Origin of the sequence: Sphaerisporangium sp. NPDC051017, from assembly GCF_040683095.1 — a bacterium.
Taxonomy (GTDB): domain Bacteria; phylum Actinomycetota; class Actinomycetes; order Streptosporangiales; family Streptosporangiaceae; genus Sphaerisporangium.
Genome location: NZ_JBFBCI010000001.1, coordinates 233,624 through 249,782 on the forward strand (window position 1 = coordinate 233,624; position 16,159 = coordinate 249,782).

Consider the following 16,159-nt stretch of genomic DNA (forward strand, 5'->3'; position numbering starts at 1 on the left):
TAGGTGACGGTCAGTCGCAGATCTGTCGGGGGCACCCGTCGAAGACAAGGAGCACGAGAGATGAAAGACGCCCTCGCGATCCACCGTTGGCTCCTGTCCCACCAGATCCACCATGAGATCGTACGGCTTCCGCGCGCCTTGACGTGCGCCGACGATCTTCCGGAGGTCCTCGGCGTGGAGCCCGGGCGCTGCGTCCGGGTCACGGTGTTCGAGGTCACGACCCGCAACGGCCGGGCGCCGGTCGCCGTGGTCACCACGGTCGCGGACCCGCCGCGGCCGGGCGCCGTGGGAGCCCTTCTCGGCGCCCGCCGGGTGCGCCCCGCGCCCGCGTTCCTCGTGAATTCGGCCACGGACTACGCGGCCACATCAGTGTCACCTCTCCTGCTCCCCGAGGAGCTCACCGTCCTCATCGACGAGCGCCTGACCGAGCCCTCCGCCCCCGACGCCGACGTCTATATCGCCACGGGCGAGCGCCGCACGGCGGTGCGCCTTCGCACACTCGACCTGCTCGGACTCACCCGCGGCCGGTACGTCGACCTGCAGGCCCCGCGCCACAAGGCCGTCCGCATCCCCGGCTCGCGCGAGGTGCGCCCCGTGGTGGGCCTCCCGCGCCGCGAATCGCCGCCGGCCCTGCTTTAGGCCATACCATTCTGGGCGTGCGCCGAACTCCACCCCTGGCCGGCACGTGACCCGCGGAGCCGCCCTGATCTCTGTGCTGACCGCCGCCTTCCTCCTCGCCCCGGCGGCGGTCGCCGGTGCCGCGCGCGCGACCGTCACCCCGGCCGGGCAGGTGCAGGCCGCCTCCGTGACCGGCCGGCAGGACGTCCAGATCGTGGTGAGCTCCATCACCCCGGCGGTGCCGCGCGAATCCTCCACGCCGGTGAAGATCACCGGCACCGTGGCGAACACCAGCGCAGCCACCATGTCGTGGGTGTCGGTCCGGCTTCGCTTCTCCCGCCAGCCGTTCACGACCCGCGCCGAGATGCAGGCCTTCGCCGACGGCGGCCAGATCCTCGACTCGACGCGGTACACCATCCCGGTCAGCCAGCTCCCGGCGTCGGGCAAGGTGCCCTGGGAGTTCAGCTTCACCCCCGCCGAGCTGCAGATGTTCCGCTTCGGCGTCTACCCGATGACGATCGAGCTGGTGAACGCCGCCGGGCAGCAGCTCGCCGCCCAGCGCACCCTGATGCCGTACGCGCCGGCGAACCGGCCCGTCGCGCGCACCAAGATCGCCTGGGCGCTGCCCCTCGTCGACCAGCCGCACAGGGGTGACGACACCACCTTCGTGGACGACGGCCTGAAGCAGGCCCTCGCCGACAACGGCCGGCTCGGGAGGATCCTGAAGATCGCCGAGACCCCCTCCAAGGGTGTCACCTGGTTCGTCGACCCGTCCGTGCTCGACGACGCGCGCGCCATGTCCCAGGGCTACTCGGTCGGAACCGTCAAGAAGCCCGCCGACCAGGCCGCGGGCCAGTGGCTGCAGCGAGTGCGCACGGCTCTGTCCGGCGTCCCGGTCTCCGCCACCCCGTACGGCGACCCCGACGTCGCGGCGGTCAGCCACCATGGGCTCGACTCCGCCACGCGCACCGCGCTGGACATGGGCGGGACCGTCGCCACCGACCTCCTCGGCAAGCAGGTCACCACCAGCGTGAACTGGCCGGTCGGCGGGATGATCGACAACGACGCCCTCGACGCGCTCGCGGTCGGCGACGTCAAGACCGTCCTGCTGTCCGCGACGGCCCTCCCCCCGGCCCCGCCGGTCACCTACACCCCGGACGCCGGGGCCAAGCTGGAAACGGTCAAGGGGGCGGTCGGCGTGGTCCTCGCCGACCCCGTGCTGAGCCAGCTCCTCGCGTCCGGCGCCTCCACGCCCGGCGGCCTCACGCTGGCCACCCAGCGCTTCCTCGCCGAGACGGTCATGATCGGCGCCGAGCATCCCCAGGAGGCCCGCACGGTCGTCGCCGCGCCTCCCCGGCGCTGGAACCCCGACCCCGCCTTCGTCACGGCGTTGCTGAAGGCCACCGCTTCCGCGCCGTGGCTCAAGCCGGTCGCCCTGGACTCCATCAAGCCGTCCAAGCTCGCGCCCCCGCGCGCCGGTCTCGTCTACACCGACAAGGACCGGCAGGCCGAGCTCGGCAAGGCCTACCTCTTGGGCGTCAAGAAGCTCGGCAAGCGCGCCGACCTCACCGCCGTCGTCACCCAGGACCGCCGGCGGGTCTTCGACACCGCCCTGCTCCGGCTCACGTCCTCGGCGTGGCGCGGCCGCACGGGCGAGGCGTCCCCGCTGGTCAAGCAGATCGACAAGGCGGTCACCACGCGCACCGAGGCCATCTCGGTGACCACCGGCGAGCAGGACCGCATGCTGGCGGGCAAGAACGGCGTGATCCCGATCAGCATCCGCAACGACCTCCACGACCAGGAGGTCACCATCGGCGTCAAGATCACCTCCGGGAACCGGAAGCTGCTCACGATCGGCTCCTACGAGTCCCCGGTGACGATCAGCCCTGGCAAGACCAGGCCCATCGACATCCCGATGACCGCCAGCGGCGGCGGCCAGGCGACGGTGAAGGTGCAGCTCACCAGCGCGGCGGGGGTGCGGTACGGCGCCCCCGTCGAGGTCACCGTGCAAACCACCGGGTACACCGGCATCGCGCTGGTGATCGTCGGCGCGGCCCTGGCCGTCATGCTGGCCGCGGTGACGCTGCGCATCCTGCGACGCCACTCGCGGCGTTCCGCCGGCCGGCGCAGACCGGCGCCGCCGCCCGCGCCCGCGCCCGTCCCCGAACCCGCCCAGCACCGAGAGGGGCCCTCATGAGCCGCGTCCTGCGCGCCAGCGCGATCATGGCCGCCGGCACGATGGTGTCCCGCGTGACCGGCTTCTTCAGGACCGCGGTGCTCGCCTCGGCGATCGGCGTCGCGGCGCTGGGCGACGCGTACAACGTCGCGTTCATGATCCCGATGATGCTGTTCGACTTCCTCATCGGAGGCGTGCTGAGCAGCGTCGTCGTCCCGATGATCGTGAAGGCGCAGAAGACCGACCCAGACGGCGGCCGGGCGTACGAGCAGCGGCTGATGACCGTCGCCACGATGGCGCTCCTCGCGATCGCCGTGGTCGGCGTGGTGTTCGCCCCCGTGCTGGTCGACGTGATCACCACGGACCTCAGCCCGGTCAAGTTCGACGTGACGGTCAGGCTGACGCGGTACATCCTGCCGCAGATCGCCTTCTTCGGGATCGGCGCCGTCGCGGGCGCCATCCTCAACACCCGTGACAGGTTCGGGGCGCCGATGTGGGCGCCGGTGCTCAACAACATCGTCGTCATCGCCGTCGGGCTCACCTATCACGTCGTGAGCCGCGCGGGCGCGGACCTCAACGCGGTGACCTCCTCCGACCTCGCGCTTCTCGGCATCGGCACCACGGCGGGCATCGTCGCGCAGGCGATCATCCTCATCATCGCCGTGCACCGTGTGGGGTTCCGCTTCGTGCCCCGCCTCGACCTGCGCAACGCCCGGCTGGGCGAGATGGGCAGGATGGGCGCCTGGACGCTGGCGTTCGTCGTGATCAACCAGCTCGGCCTGATCGTCACCACCAACCTTGCGACGGGGGCCACCGCCAAAGCCGGGTCTGCGCACGTCGCCGGCTTCACGTCGTACACCCTCTCCTACCAGTTCTTCCAGCTTCCGTACGGCATCATCGCGGTCTCGGTGATCACCGCGATGCTGCCCCGCATGAGCCGGTACGCGCACGAGGGGCAGTTCGACGCGATCCGCCAGGAGTTCACCTCCGGCGTGCGGCTGGTCTCGGCGGCCATCGTGCCGGCCGGGCTGATGCTCATGGTGCTCGGCCCGGCCGTGGCCGTGCTCATCTTCGGGCACGGCAACACGTCCATCGACGACGCCCTGAACATCGGGAACGTGCTCCAGGTGTTCGGCCTCGCGCTGGTGCCGTTCTCGATCTACCAGCTCCTGCTGCGGGTCTTCTACAGCTTCGGCGACACCCGCACCCCGGCGCTGATCGCCGTCGGCAATGTCGTGCTCAACTCCGCTCTGGGGTTCATCCTTTACCTGACGCTGCCGCCGCGCTTCATCGTCATGGGGCTCGCCCTGTCCTTCACGATGGCGTACGTCCTCGGCGGAGCGGTCGCGTGGCGCCTTGCCGCCGCCAAGGTGGAAGGCGGCCTCGGCGGCAGGGCCGTCGCGTCCGGCCTGTCGCGCATGTACATCGCGTCGATCCCGGCGGCCGTCATCGCGCTCGCCGCCCTGTGGGTCACCAAGGAGATCGCCGGCATCACGCCCCTCAGCTCGGCGATCATGCTGATCGCGGGCGGCGGCGCCGGCGGGCTGATCTACCTGGTCGCGTCCCAGAGAATGCGCATCGCCGAGATCACTTCGATCATTGGACTTGTGGCCGGACGGGTAGGCCGCTAGGCATAGGAACCGCGAAGTCCGGTTCGCCCGTGTTCCAAGGGCAACACGGGCGGGACCCACTCCGGACTACCATGGTGCCGGTGCGCGGTGGACACCGGGCACGGCCGGCGGACGAGGAGCAGGAGGGGCGTGGGGATATTCGCTCGGACATCGCCCACGTCCAGGGAGAGGAACGCCTCATGAGCGCCCCTGCCGTGGAGCCCGGCGGCCGTCTGGCCGACCGGTTCCGCCTGGAAGACCGCGTCAGCGAGTCGGGTGGCGCCACCTTGTGGAAGGCCATCGACGAGGTGCTGGCGCGGCCCGTCTGCGTTCTCACGCTTTCCCCGGAGTTCGAGCGCGTCGCCGAGGTCGTCACCGCGGCCCGCGGGGCGAGCCGGCTCACCGACCCGCGCCTCACCCAGGTCTTCGACGCCGCCGAAGAGGACGGCCAGGCCTACGTCGTGAGCGAGTGGGTCACCGGCGAGACGCTCACCGACATGGTGTCCTCGGGGCCGATGGCGCCCGAGCGCGCGGCTGCGCTGGTCGCGGAGGCCGCCGAGGCGGTCGCCCACGCCCACCAGGCCGGGCTCGCCCACCTGTGCCTCACCCCCGACCGCCTGATCTGGACGGCCGGGAACACCGTCAAGCTTCTCGGCCTCGCCGTGGACGCCGCCCTGTGCGCCGTCGAGAGCGAGGATGCCGCCCGCGAGGACGCGCAGGGCCTCGGGCGCCTGCTCTACACCGCGCTGACCGGCCACTGGCCCGGCGAGGGCGAGGTCGACCTCCCCCCGGCCCCGCTGGACGACGGCAAGATCTGCACCCCACGCCAGGTCACGGCGGGCGTCCCCGGCTTCCTCGACGCGATCACATGCCGGGCGCTGCTCCAGGAGCCGCGCCGCGGCCTTCCCCCGCTCGCCACCCCGGCCGACGTCGCCGAGGCGCTGGCCGAGGTGCCGAGGCCCGCGCCCGTGCCCGTGTCGGCGATCCCGCCGGCCCTCGGCTTCCGCTCCGAGGCGCCCGACGACCTTGGCCAGATGACCGCGCCACCCCGGCAGGAGATCTCCCGTCCGCCCGTGCAGCTCAGGCCGCCCCGCTCCGGCGGCGTGGCCGGCCGCGTCCTGGTGACCGTCGTCATCCTGCTGATCATCGCCGCGGTGGGCATCGGCGCGTGGACTCTGGGGCAGAGCCTCGGCAAGCGCGAGACGACGGCCAGCCCGTCGGCGTCCGCCTCCAAGCCGCCGCCACCGAAGGTCGTCGCGGTCAAGCCGTCGAGCGCCACGGGCTTCGACCCGCTCGGCGACGACCTCACCGAGCATCCCGAGATCGCCCACCTCGCCATCGACGGCAAGGCGTCCACCGAGTGGCACACGCTGAGCTACCAGAGCGCCGAGATGGGAGGGCTGAAGGAAGGTGTCGGGCTGCTGCTCGACATGGGCACGGCGATCCCGGTGTCGGACGTCGTGGTGTCGCTGGGCGACCGCCCCGGGGCGTCCATCCAGCTCAAGGTGGGTGACAGCCCCGATCTGAAGGCGCTCAGGACGGTCGCGAAGCAGGAGAACGTCTCCGGCACGGTGACCCTCACACCGGAGAAGGCGACCACCGGTCGGTACGTTGTGATCTGGTTTACGCGCCTTCCAGCGTTTGACGCGAAGTTTCGTGGCACCATCTATGAGGTAGTGGTGAACTCTCCCGGATCGGCCTAACAGGACACGCGTTGTGAACCTTCCCCCCGATAGCCCACCGGCGGCACAGCAGGCCGCAGGGTCTGCGTCGACCGACGCCGACCTGCTGACCCGCCATATCGGCGGCGATCCACACGCATTCAGCGAGATCGTCCGCCGCCACCGAGATCGCATGTGGGCCGTGGCCCTGCGCACTCTCGGCGACCCGGACGAAGCGGCCGACGCCGTCCAGGACGCCTTCGTCTCCGCCTACCGCAAGGCCGACAGCTTTCGCGGCGAGGCGGCGGTCACCACATGGCTGCACCGCATCGTCGTCAACGCCTGTCTCGACCGTATGCGCCGCAAGTCGATCCGCCCCGTCGCCGACGACGAGCTCGTCGAGGCCGCCGAGCGGGACACGCCGATCCCCGACCACACGGGCGATCGCGACGTGTCCATGGAGGTCTCGGCCGCGCTCAAGCTCCTCCCAACCGACCAGCGGGCCGCGTTGGTGCTGGTCGACATGATGGGCTACTCCGTGGAGGACGCCGCCCAGGTGCTCGAGGTGCCCACCGGCACGATCAAGAGCCGCTGCGCGCGGGGTCGCGCGAAACTCGCCCCAATTCTTTCGCATCTGCGGAACCGATCCGACCTAACTCGCGTCTCATCCGCGAAGGGAGCAGAACTTCGTGACGGGTGATACGCACTACGACCTCGAGGTCCTCGCCGAACTGGCCGAAGGTCTTCTCGACGTCGCCACTGCCGCGCGGGTACGCGAGCATCTCGCGATCTGCGACCCCTGCGGCGAGAGCCTCGCCGAGCTGGCGGCGGTCCGCGAGGTTCTCGCGGCCATGCCGGTGCCGGCGATGCCCATGGGTGTCGCGCTTCGCATCGACAAGGCGCTGGCCGCCGAGGCGGAGACCAGGCGTGAAGGGGGCCTCAAGCTCGACGAGGCGCCCGACTGGGACCGCATCATGGCGGACTCCCCCTGGGAGACGCCCGCGCCGCTTCCCGAGATGCCCGTGGAGCCCCCGGCCGTCGAGCGGCCCGAGGAGGTCGTCCCCCTCGGCATCGTCGCCGACGACGGCTCCATCGTCCCGGCCAGGCGCACGCGCAGGACGTCCCGGCGGCGCTCCTGGGCGATGCCCGTGGCGGCGAGCGTCGCGGCGGCGGTCGTGATCGGCGGGGCAGGCCTCACCGCGAACATGCTGATGGCCTCCGGCTCGGGCACGGGGTCGGCGCCTCCCGTCGCCCTGCCGCAGCCCACGCACAGCCCGGCACCGTCCAGGAGCCACGAGATCAGGCCGGGCTCGGCGCAGGCCGACTACCCTGTCGCCAAGAGCGACTACAACTACTCCAGCAGCGTCCTGGACGGCCCGCTGGCCACGTACGTCGGCGCGACCGGCCCCGGAACCGGCAGCTCGGCCACGGCCGACGCCGCCGTCACGCGCTGCGTGGCGAAGATCTCCGCCCGCGTCGGCAAGAAGCTCGGCGTGAAGGCGCCGAAGCCGATCGGCGTCGACCAGGGGTTCTACGAGGGCAACGAGGCCACCGTCATGGCCTTCTGGAAGGACCGCTTCCGCAACGCCGTCTACGTCTACGTCGTCGACGACAACTGCACCAACGTGCGTCCGCCGGCCGTGAGCCGCTGGCAGTAGTCGGCCGGTCACCATCGGCCATCGCGGCCGCCCGCACGCGTCACCGAAGTCCCCCGGGGAGTACCCTCGGGGGACTTCGCCGTGTCAGGGCGGCGCATGGGCGGGGCGGGAATCTCCGACGCCTAGGATCTGTTGAGGCGACTGGCATCGACGAACAGGTAGGAACAAGGCCGGGGCCGGTCGCGGCGACGTGTCCCGGCGGGTCGTACCAGGGAGTCGAGCGAGTGACCACCCACGGGCATGAAAGGCCAAAGAGCGTGAGCGACGTCCGGAATGTCATCATCATCGGGTCGGGGCCGGCCGGTTACACGGCCGCGGTCTACGCCGCGCGCGCGGACCTGAATCCGCTGGTGTTCGAGGGCTCCGTCACCGCCGGTGGCGCGCTCATGAACACCACGGACGTCGAGAACTTCCCCGGCTTCCCCGACGGCATCCTCGGCCCCGAGCTGATGGACAACTTCCGCAAGCAGGCGGAACGGTTCGGCGCCGAGCTCCTGGCCGACGACGTGATCGAGGTCGACCTCACCCAGACCCCCAAGGTGGTCAAGACCCACACCGAGACCTACTACGCGAAGACCGTGATCGTCGCGACCGGTTCCGGGTACCGCCAGCTCGGCCTGCCGAGCGAGAAGCGGCTGTCGGGCCGCGGCGTGTCGTGGTGTGCGACGTGTGACGGCTTCTTCTTCCGCGACCAGGACATCGTGGTGGTCGGCGGTGGCGACACGGCCATGGAGGAGGCCACCTTCCTCAGCCGGTTCGCCCGGTCGGTGACGGTGGTCCACCGGCGTGACACGCTGCGGGCCAGCAAGATCATGCAGGACCGCGCCTTCGCGAACGAGAAGATCCGCTTCGTCTGGGACAGCGTGGTCACCGACATCGTCGGCGACACCAAGGTCAGCGCCGTCAAGCTCCAGAACCTCAAGACCGGCGAGGAGACCGAGCTTCCGGTGACGGGCGTCTTCATCGCGATCGGCCACGACCCGCGCAGCGAGCTCTTCAAGGGCCAGCTCGAACTGGACGACGAGGGCTACGTCGTGGTGGACGCGCCGACCACCCGGACGAACATCGACGGCGTCTTCGCCGCCGGCGACGTCGTCGACCACACCTACCGCCAGGCGATCACCGCCGCGGGCACCGGCTGTTCCGCGTCGATCGACGCCGAGCGCTGGCTCGCGGACCACGCCACCGCCTGACGCGCGCCACGCCACCGCCTACCAGTTAAGGGAGAGAACCTTGGGCGAGATCAAGTCAGTGACCGACGCCACCTTCGACGCCGAAGTCCTCAAGAGCGACAAGCCCGTCCTCGTGGACTTCTGGGCCGAGTGGTGCGGTCCGTGCCGCCAGGTGGCGCCGATCCTGCAGGAGATCGCTACCGAGCACGCCGACAAGCTCACCATCGTCAAGATCAACATTGACGAGAATCCTCAGACTCCGCGGGACTACGGCGTACTCCAGATTCCGACCCTGAACGTCTATAAGGGTGGAGAGGTCGTGAAGCAGATCATCGGCGCAAAGCCGAAGGCCATGCTGCTGCGCGAGCTCGACGGCGTCATCTGACGCCCCTGCGGCTCCGACGAGCCGTACCACCGCTTCCGAGCGGCACACCCCACCCAGGAGCCCCCCACGCCCGACGGCGCGGGGGGCTCTGTGGCGTTCTGGACTGGTTCGTCAGGGCCGGGCCCGGGAGGCTGAGAGCGCCTCAGACGGGGCGCAGCGCGCGTTCCGGGGTCATGGAGCCCAGCAGCCGTTCCAGGGCCACCTCGACGTCCTCACGCCATGAGGCGGCGGTCTTCAGCTCCAGCCGGAGACGCGGGTAGCGCAGATGAGGGCGAACCGTCTTGAACCCGACCGCCAGTAGGTACTCGGCGGGGATGACGCACCCAGGCTCCTCCCACTTCAGGTCGCCGAACGCCTCGATCGCCCGGACCCCGCGCCGCGTGAGATCCTTCGCGACGCCCTGGATGAGCATGCGCCCGAGGCCGCCGCCGGAGAACTCCGACACGATGTGCGCGGTCATCAGCAGGACGGCGTCCGCGCTCACCGGCGAGGTGGGAAAGGCGACCGAGCGCGGGACGTACAGCGGGGGAGCGTATAGGACGAAACCGGCCGGCACTCCGTCCACGTAGCAGATCTTCCCGCAACTGCCCCATTCCAGGAGCGTCGCGGAGATCCATGCCTCTTTTTCCAGCCCGGGGTCTCCCGCCATCTGGGCGCGTTCTCCGCTGACCGGGTCGAGTTCCCAGAACACGCACCGCCGGCAGCGGCGCGGTAGATCATCAAGATTGTCGAGCGTGACGTTCACGAGCCGGCGCGACACCTCAGGGCCCCCAATCCTTGCGAGACGAGCGCGAGTCATGGCGAGAAAGCGCACGAATTACGGGCGTCTCCAGACTGGCATGGTAGCCGAGTGAAAGCGGCGTACGGCGGTCCTGGCCCTCGACCCGCACGGGGTTCCTCGCCCGGGACCCCCAATGCAGCGCGCAAATTGTTCGCTTTGCCCGCGAAAGGCGCTCTAAGTGAAGTAATTACCCAGGGCCTGGCCGTTCACTGCCGTACCCTGGTGTCTTCGCAAGGACCTAGTCGGCTACGACGAGGAGGTGGACCGTGACGCAAGAGCAGGATCACGGTCGGAGCACGGCGGCCCACGGGTCGCGCATCGACGCCTACATCGACCGGTACGCAGCACGCGCGGCCGGGATGGTGGCCTCCGAGGTCCGAGCTCTTTTCGCCGTCGCGTCGAGGCCCGAGGTGGTCTCGCTGGCCGGCGGCATGCCGTACGTCACGGCCCTCCCCCTCGACAGCGTGGGCGAGCTCGTCGCCGACCTGGTCGCCCGGCGCGGCACGGTGGCGCTCCAGTACGGCTCCGGCCAGGGCGACCCCGCCCTGCGCGAGCAGATCTGCGAGGTCATGCGCCTGGAGGGCATCGAGGCGAACGCCGACGACGTCGTCGTCACCGTCGGGTCGCAGCAGGCCCTCGACCTGGTCACCCGCATCTTCATCGACCCCGGCGACGTCGTGCTCGCCGAGGGGCCGTCCTACGTCGGCGCGCTCGGCACGTTCGCGGCCTACGAGGCGTCCGTCGTGCACGTCGCCATGGACGACCATGGGCTCGTCCCCGAGGCCCTCGCCGAGACGATCGCGTCGGTGGCGCGCCAGGGCCGCCGCGTCAAGTTCCTCTACACCATCCCCAACTTCCAGAACCCCGCGGGCGTCACGCTCAGCGCCGAACGCCGCCGCCAGGTGATGGAGATCTGCCGCCGCGCCGGCCTCCTGGTCGTGGAGGACAACCCTTACGGGCTGCTCGGCTTCGACGGCGACCCCATGCGGGCGTTAAGGGCGGACGACCCGGACGGCGTGGTCTATCTGGGGTCGTTCTCCAAGACCCTGGCCCCGGGTTTCCGCGTCGGCTGGGCACTCGCGCCGCACGCCGTCCGCGACAAGCTGGTGCTCGCGATGGAGTCGGCCGTGCTCTCCCATTCGAGCTTCGCCCAACTCGCCGTCGGGCAGTATCTCGCCACCCAGCCGTGGCGCGAGCAGATCAAGTCGTTCCGCGAGCTCTACCGCGAGCGCCGTGACACCATGCTCGCCGCGCTGGAGGCGCTCATGCCGCCCGGCTGTGTCTGGACGCGGCCCGCGGGCGGCTTCTTCGTGTGGATGACGCTGCCCGAGGGCCTGGACTCCAAAGCGATCCTGCCGCGCGCCGTCGCCGAGCGGGTGGCCTTCGTCCCGGGCACCGGCTTCTACGCCGACCGCTCGGGCGCCCGCAACATGCGCCTGTCGTACTGCTACCCCGAACCCGACCGCATCCGCGAGGGGGTTCGGCGCCTGGCGGGCGTGATCCAGCAGGAACTGCTGATCCGCGACACGTTCGGCACGGGCTCGGCGCCGACCCACTCCGGGGTCGACACCCCCGGACCCGACCTAGCCTGAATACATCACCTGGTGGTGCCCCCGTCCCGGCCGGGCGGGGGCGCCTCCCTCTATCCATCGAAGTAAGAAAGGTCCTCGATGAGCGATCTCGGCCATGTGCTCGTGCTGGCGGGCGGGTTGTCGTACGAGCGGGAGGTCTCCCTCCGCTCGGGCCGCCGGGTGAGCGAGGTGCTCCGTGCCACCGGGATCGACGTCGAGACGCGTGACACCGACGCGAGCCTGGTGCCCGCCGTCCTCGCCGACCCGCCGGATGTCGTTTTCGTGACGCTGCACGGCGGAAGCGGGGAGGACGGCGCGATCCGCTCGGTTCTGGAGCTGCTCTCGGTGCCGTACGTCGGGGCGGCGCCGGACGCGTGCCGCATCGCCTACGACAAGCCGACCGCCAAGACCGTCGTACGCTCGGTCGGCGTGCGCACCCCCGAGGCCGTCGTTCTCCCCAAGGAGACCTTCCACGACCTCGGCGCGGCCGCCGTGCTGGCCCGCATCATCGACCGGCTCGGGCTGCCGCTGTTCGTCAAGCCGTCACGCGGCGGCTCCGCGCTCGGCGCGTCCATCGTCCGTAAGGCCGACGAGCTGCCCGCCTCCATGGTCGGCTGCTTCGCGTACGGCGACACCGCGCTCGTCGAGCGGTACATCGAGGGCGTGGAGGTTGCGGTGTCCGTCGTGGACGTCGGCGAGGGGCCGGTGGCGCTGCCGCCCGTCGAGATCGTCGCCAACGAGGGCGTGTACGACTACTCCGCCCGCTACACCGCCGGGCACACCGAGTTCTTCGCCCCGGCACGGCTGCGCCCCGAGGTGGCCGACGCGTGCGCCCAGATGGCCATCACCGCGCACACCGCGCTCGGCCTCCGCGACCTGTCGCGGACCGACATCATCGTCGACGCCCAGGGCCTCCCGCACTTCCTGGAGGTCAACGTGGCGCCCGGCATGACCGAGACCTCCCTCCTCCCCATGGCGGTGGAAGCCGCCGGTGAGGACCTGTCCGCGATCTGCGCGTCCCTGCTGCGCGCCGCCGTCCGCCGCGCCTCGGCCGAGTAGGCGTCGCCGCGGCGCCGTGCCATCGCGCGGCGCCGCGACCGGCCATCCGGCCCGTATCGAGATCAGGGCGGCGGCGTAGCCTGGCGGCGTGATCGAGACCTTTTACGCCAAGAGCTTCGCCAGTGACAATCACGCGGGGGCGCACCCGTCCGTGATCGCCGCGGCGGGCGCCGCCAACGACGGGGACGCGCCCTCCTACGGCGGCGACCCGTGGACGGACGCCCTCGATGGTCAGATTCGCGCCGAGTTCGGCGACGCGGCCACGAGCCTGGTCGTCCTCAACGGCACCGGCGCCAACATGGTGAGCCTCAGCCTCATGCTGGGGCGGCGCTACGAGGCGGTCATCTGCCCGGAGACCGCGCACATCGCCACGCACGAGGCCGGCGCGAGCGAGCGCGTCCTCGGCGTCAAGCTGATCACCGTCCCGACGCCCGACGGGAAGCTGACCCCCGGAGACGTGACCGCCCGGGCCGCCGACCCGGCGGACTTCAATCTGGCGCAGCCGAAGGTCGTCTCCATCTCCCAGGTGACCGAGCTCGGGACGTGCTACACAACGGAGGAGGTCGCCGCGCTGGCGGAGACGGCGCACGCCCACGGCATGCTGCTCCACGTGGACGGCGCCCGGCTGGCCAACGCCGCCGCCTTCCTCGGGTGCTCGCTGCGCGCGCTGACCACCGACGCCGGAGTGGACGTGGTGAGCTTCGGCGCGAGCAAGAACGGGGCGATGGTCGGGGAGGCGGTGATCGTACTGCGTCCCGGGCTGGCGGAGGGCGGGCCGATCCTGCGCCGGCAGACGCTCCAGCTCGCGTCCAAGATGCGGTTCGTCTCGGCGCAGATCTCGGCTCTGCTCACCGACGAGCTCTGGCGCCGGAACGCCGTCCACGCGAACGCCATGGCCCGCAGGCTCGCGGACGCCGTCGAGGATCTTCCAGGGCTGACGATCCGCTGGCCGGTCCAGTCCAACGCCGTCTTCGCGTCCATCCCGGCGGAGGCGACCGCCGTGCTGCAGGCCCGCTTCCGCTTCCACGTCACGGACGGCACCGCCCGCTGGATGACCGCGTTCGACACCACACCCGAGGACGTCGACACGTTCGCAATGGCGATCCGCCAGGCCCTCAAGGACTGACCCCGTTCGAGGCACCTCAAGAGCATCCCGAACCCGCCGAGCCGAAAGCGAGGCCATAGGCCCGAACCGCCGTGCCGAAGGCGCGGCCATAAGCGCTGTGTTTCACGTGAAACGGTGCGGGGATCGCCCGGCCGGGCTTCCCCGCTACACGAGGAGCGTTCAGTCGTCCAGGCCGTGCACGGAGCCCGCGGCTCCGGGAGCCATGGCGCTGATGATGCGTTCGAGATCGTCCATGGTGGCGAACTCGACGACGATGCGGCCCTTGTGCCGGCCGAGGTCGACCTTCACCCGGGTCTCGAAGTGGTCGGAGAGCCGGGTCGCGAGGTGCGCCAGCGTGGGGTCGGCGGCCTCCTTGGCGCGGCGGGCCCGGGGTGCCGGGGCCGCGGTCGCCTCCCCCATCGAGACGATCTCCTCGACGGTGCGGACGGACAGCCCCTCGGCGACGATACGGGCGGCGAGGTGCTCCTGCGCCGCCGAGTCGCTGAGCGCGAGCAGTGCCCGGGCGTGGCCGGCGCTGATCGTACCGGCCGCCACACGCAGCTGGACGTTGCCCGGCAGATTGAGCAGCCGCAGCGTGTTGGTGATGTGCGAGCGCGAACGGCCGATGCGCTGGGCGAGCTGCTCGTGGGTGGCGCCGAAGTCGTCCAGGAGCTGACGGTAGGCCGCGGCCTCTTCCAGTGAGTTGAGCTGCTCCCGCTGGAGGTTCTCGATGAGCGCGTCCCGGAGCATCGCGTCGTCCTGGGTGTTCCGGACGATGGCCGGGACCTCCGTGAGGCCGAGGAGCTTGGAGGCCCGCCAGCGCCGCTCCCCCATGACCAGCTCGTAGCGATCTTCGCCCAGGGACCGCACGACGATCGGCTGGAGGAGGCCGACCTCGCGGATGGACTCGGCGAGCTCGGCGAGGGCGTCGTCGTCGAAGATCTCCCGGGGCTGCCTCGGGTTCGCGGTGATCGCCTCGACGGGGATCTCCATGAAATACGCGCCCGCGACGGGCTTGAGTCCGCCGTCCACCGGGGTGGTCTCCGGGACCGCGCCCACCCCGGCGCTCGCGCTCACGTCGGCGCCCGTGCCCGTACTCGTGCCCGCGCTCGGCGGCGCCTCGACGATCGGCCCGGTGGGGATCAGGGCTCCGAGTCCCTTCCCCAATCCACGCCTTTGCTGCCCCACGACTCCTCCTTGCCCGACGGCCCGTTCACGCGGAGACGGCCGCCGTCATCGCCGCCTCTGCCGCCGCGTCCTCGACTTGATCCTCACGTACCGGTCGGGCCTGGCGCGTGCTCCTCCACGCGGAGGGCATCGGCCGCCGGACCCGATCAGTTCCCCGCCACCGTGGCCCCCCGGAAGGCGAGCTCGCGCGCCGCGTCCATGTAGGCCATGGCCCCGCTGGAGCCCGCGTCGTAGGTCAGCACGGACTGCCCATAGCTGGGCGCCTCGGACACCCGGACGCTGCGGGGGATGACCGTGTTGAGCACGGTGTCGCCGAAGTGCGAGCGCACCTCCTCGGCCACCTGGGACGCCAGCCGTGTACGGCCGTCGTACATGGTGAGCAGGATCGTGGAGACGCGAAGGGCCTGGTTCAGGTGCACCCGCACGAGCTCGACGTTCTGGAGGAGCTGGCTGACCCCTTCCAGCGCGTAGTACTCGCACTGAATCGGGATCAAGACCTCCTCCGCCGCGACCATGGCGTTGACGGTGAGCAGGCCGAGCGAGGGCGGGCAGTCGATGAGGATGTAGTCGAGCTCGTTGACGTCGTATGCCTCGAGCGCCCGCTTCAGCCGGGCCTCGCGCGCGACAAGGGAGACGAGCTCGATCTCGGCACCGGCCAGGCCGATCGTCGCCGGAGCGCAGAAGAGGTTGGGCATGTCGGGCACCGGGCTGACGATCTCCTTGAGCGGGAGATCTTCGACCAGGACCTGGTACACGGACGGGATGTTCCCGCGGTGCTCGACCGAGAGCGCCGTCGAGGCGTTGCCCTGGGGGTCGAGGTCGACGACCAGGACCCGCTGGCCGTGCATCGACAGCCCCGCGGCGAGGTTGACCGCCGTCGTGGTCTTGCCGACGCCGCCCTTCTGGTTGGCGATGGTGATGATGCGTCGTCGCGGAGGGCGGGGCCAGTCGCCTTCCGACATGCCTGAGGAGTAGCCGATCGAAGCGGCCACGGGAGCTGACGGAGCTGTTTCACGTGAAACCACTGAGCTGAGCGCCTCTCGGACCAGCGGCGAATCGCCGGGGTTAAGGGGGGACTGTGTCACGGCCGTCGTCCTTTCAACCGGCACGGCGGGTGGGGTTGCCGGCCAGCCAAGGCCGGACGGCCTCCCGCTTGTGGCGGAGACATGACTACC

The 16,159-nt window shown here is 70.7% G+C and carries 14 protein-coding genes; 11 read left to right on the forward strand and 3 right to left on the reverse strand.

What is annotated here, in order from left to right:
* The first annotated feature begins 60 nt into the window (after positions 1-60).
* The 8 genes from AB0M95_RS01145 (at position 61) to trxA (ending at position 9,280) form a co-directional block, all read left to right on the forward strand.
* The gene (locus AB0M95_RS01145; protein ID WP_358520269.1) at positions 61-639 is read left to right on the forward strand and encodes a YbaK/EbsC family protein; all 579 of its coding nucleotides are present in this window, start codon (positions 61-63) and stop codon (positions 637-639) included.
* A 46-nt stretch (positions 640-685) separates the two neighbouring features.
* Positions 686-2,815 (forward strand): DUF6049 family protein, encoded by a 2,130-nt coding sequence (locus AB0M95_RS01150; RefSeq protein WP_363757919.1) that lies wholly within the window; start codon positions 686-688, stop codon positions 2,813-2,815.
* The gene (gene murJ / locus AB0M95_RS01155) at positions 2,812-4,425 is read left to right on the forward strand and encodes a murein biosynthesis integral membrane protein MurJ (protein WP_363757921.1); all 1,614 of its coding nucleotides are present in this window, start codon (positions 2,812-2,814) and stop codon (positions 4,423-4,425) included. Before AB0M95_RS01150 ends, murJ begins: the two co-directional genes overlap by 4 nt.
* A gap of 179 nt (positions 4,426-4,604) precedes the next feature.
* On the forward strand, positions 4,605-6,107 hold the full coding sequence (locus AB0M95_RS01160; protein ID WP_363757923.1) for a protein kinase family protein: 1,503 nt from the start codon (positions 4,605-4,607) through the stop codon (positions 6,105-6,107).
* Positions 6,108-6,120: 13 nt separating this feature from the next.
* On the forward strand, positions 6,121-6,765 hold the full coding sequence (gene sigM / locus AB0M95_RS01165; RefSeq protein ID WP_358520277.1) for an RNA polymerase sigma factor SigM: 645 nt from the start codon (positions 6,121-6,123) through the stop codon (positions 6,763-6,765).
* Entirely contained in the window at positions 6,755-7,723 is a 969-nt protein-coding gene (locus tag AB0M95_RS01170; RefSeq protein ID WP_363757925.1) for a zf-HC2 domain-containing protein, read from the forward strand. Before sigM ends, AB0M95_RS01170 begins: the two co-directional genes overlap by 11 nt.
* Before the next feature lie 257 nt (positions 7,724-7,980).
* Complete coding sequence (gene trxB, locus AB0M95_RS01175) at positions 7,981-8,916, forward strand: thioredoxin-disulfide reductase (RefSeq protein WP_363757927.1); 936 nt, start codon at positions 7,981-7,983, stop codon at positions 8,914-8,916.
* A gap of 40 nt (positions 8,917-8,956) precedes the next feature.
* Complete coding sequence (trxA, locus tag AB0M95_RS01180) at positions 8,957-9,280, forward strand: thioredoxin (protein WP_358520285.1); 324 nt, start codon at positions 8,957-8,959, stop codon at positions 9,278-9,280.
* 142 nt (positions 9,281-9,422) lie between these two features.
* Here trxA and AB0M95_RS01185 read toward each other — a convergent pair whose 3' ends face one another.
* Positions 9,423-10,040 carry a GNAT family N-acetyltransferase gene (locus AB0M95_RS01185; protein ID WP_358520288.1) on the reverse strand — a complete coding sequence of 206 codons (618 nt, stop codon included), beginning with the start codon at positions 10,038-10,040 and terminating at the stop codon, positions 9,423-9,425.
* 380 nt (positions 10,041-10,420) lie between these two features.
* On the opposite strand from AB0M95_RS01185, the gene AB0M95_RS01190 reads away from it, so the two are divergent.
* From AB0M95_RS01190 to AB0M95_RS01200, 3 genes are all read left to right on the forward strand, one after another.
* A complete protein-coding gene (locus AB0M95_RS01190) occupies positions 10,421-11,653 on the forward strand; it encodes a PLP-dependent aminotransferase family protein (protein WP_363758409.1) in 1,233 nt (410 codons plus the stop codon).
* A 78-nt stretch (positions 11,654-11,731) separates the two neighbouring features.
* Entirely contained in the window at positions 11,732-12,691 is a 960-nt protein-coding gene (locus AB0M95_RS01195) for a D-alanine--D-alanine ligase (RefSeq protein WP_358520290.1), read from the forward strand.
* Positions 12,692-12,779: 88 nt separating this feature from the next.
* Complete coding sequence (locus tag AB0M95_RS01200) at positions 12,780-13,817, forward strand: aminotransferase class I/II-fold pyridoxal phosphate-dependent enzyme (protein WP_363757930.1); 1,038 nt, start codon at positions 12,780-12,782, stop codon at positions 13,815-13,817.
* 159 nt (positions 13,818-13,976) lie between these two features.
* Here AB0M95_RS01200 and AB0M95_RS01205 read toward each other — a convergent pair whose 3' ends face one another.
* Both AB0M95_RS01205 and AB0M95_RS01210 read right to left on the reverse strand, forming a co-directional pair.
* Positions 13,977-14,984, reverse strand: coding sequence for a ParB/RepB/Spo0J family partition protein (locus AB0M95_RS01205; RefSeq protein ID WP_363757932.1), 1,008 nt, complete (start codon positions 14,982-14,984; stop codon positions 13,977-13,979).
* Positions 14,985-15,130: 146 nt separating this feature from the next.
* Positions 15,131-15,946, reverse strand: a complete 816-nt coding sequence (locus AB0M95_RS01210) for a ParA family protein (RefSeq protein ID WP_363757934.1) — start codon at positions 15,944-15,946, stop codon at positions 15,131-15,133.
* Between the last annotated feature and the right edge of the window lie 213 nt (positions 15,947-16,159).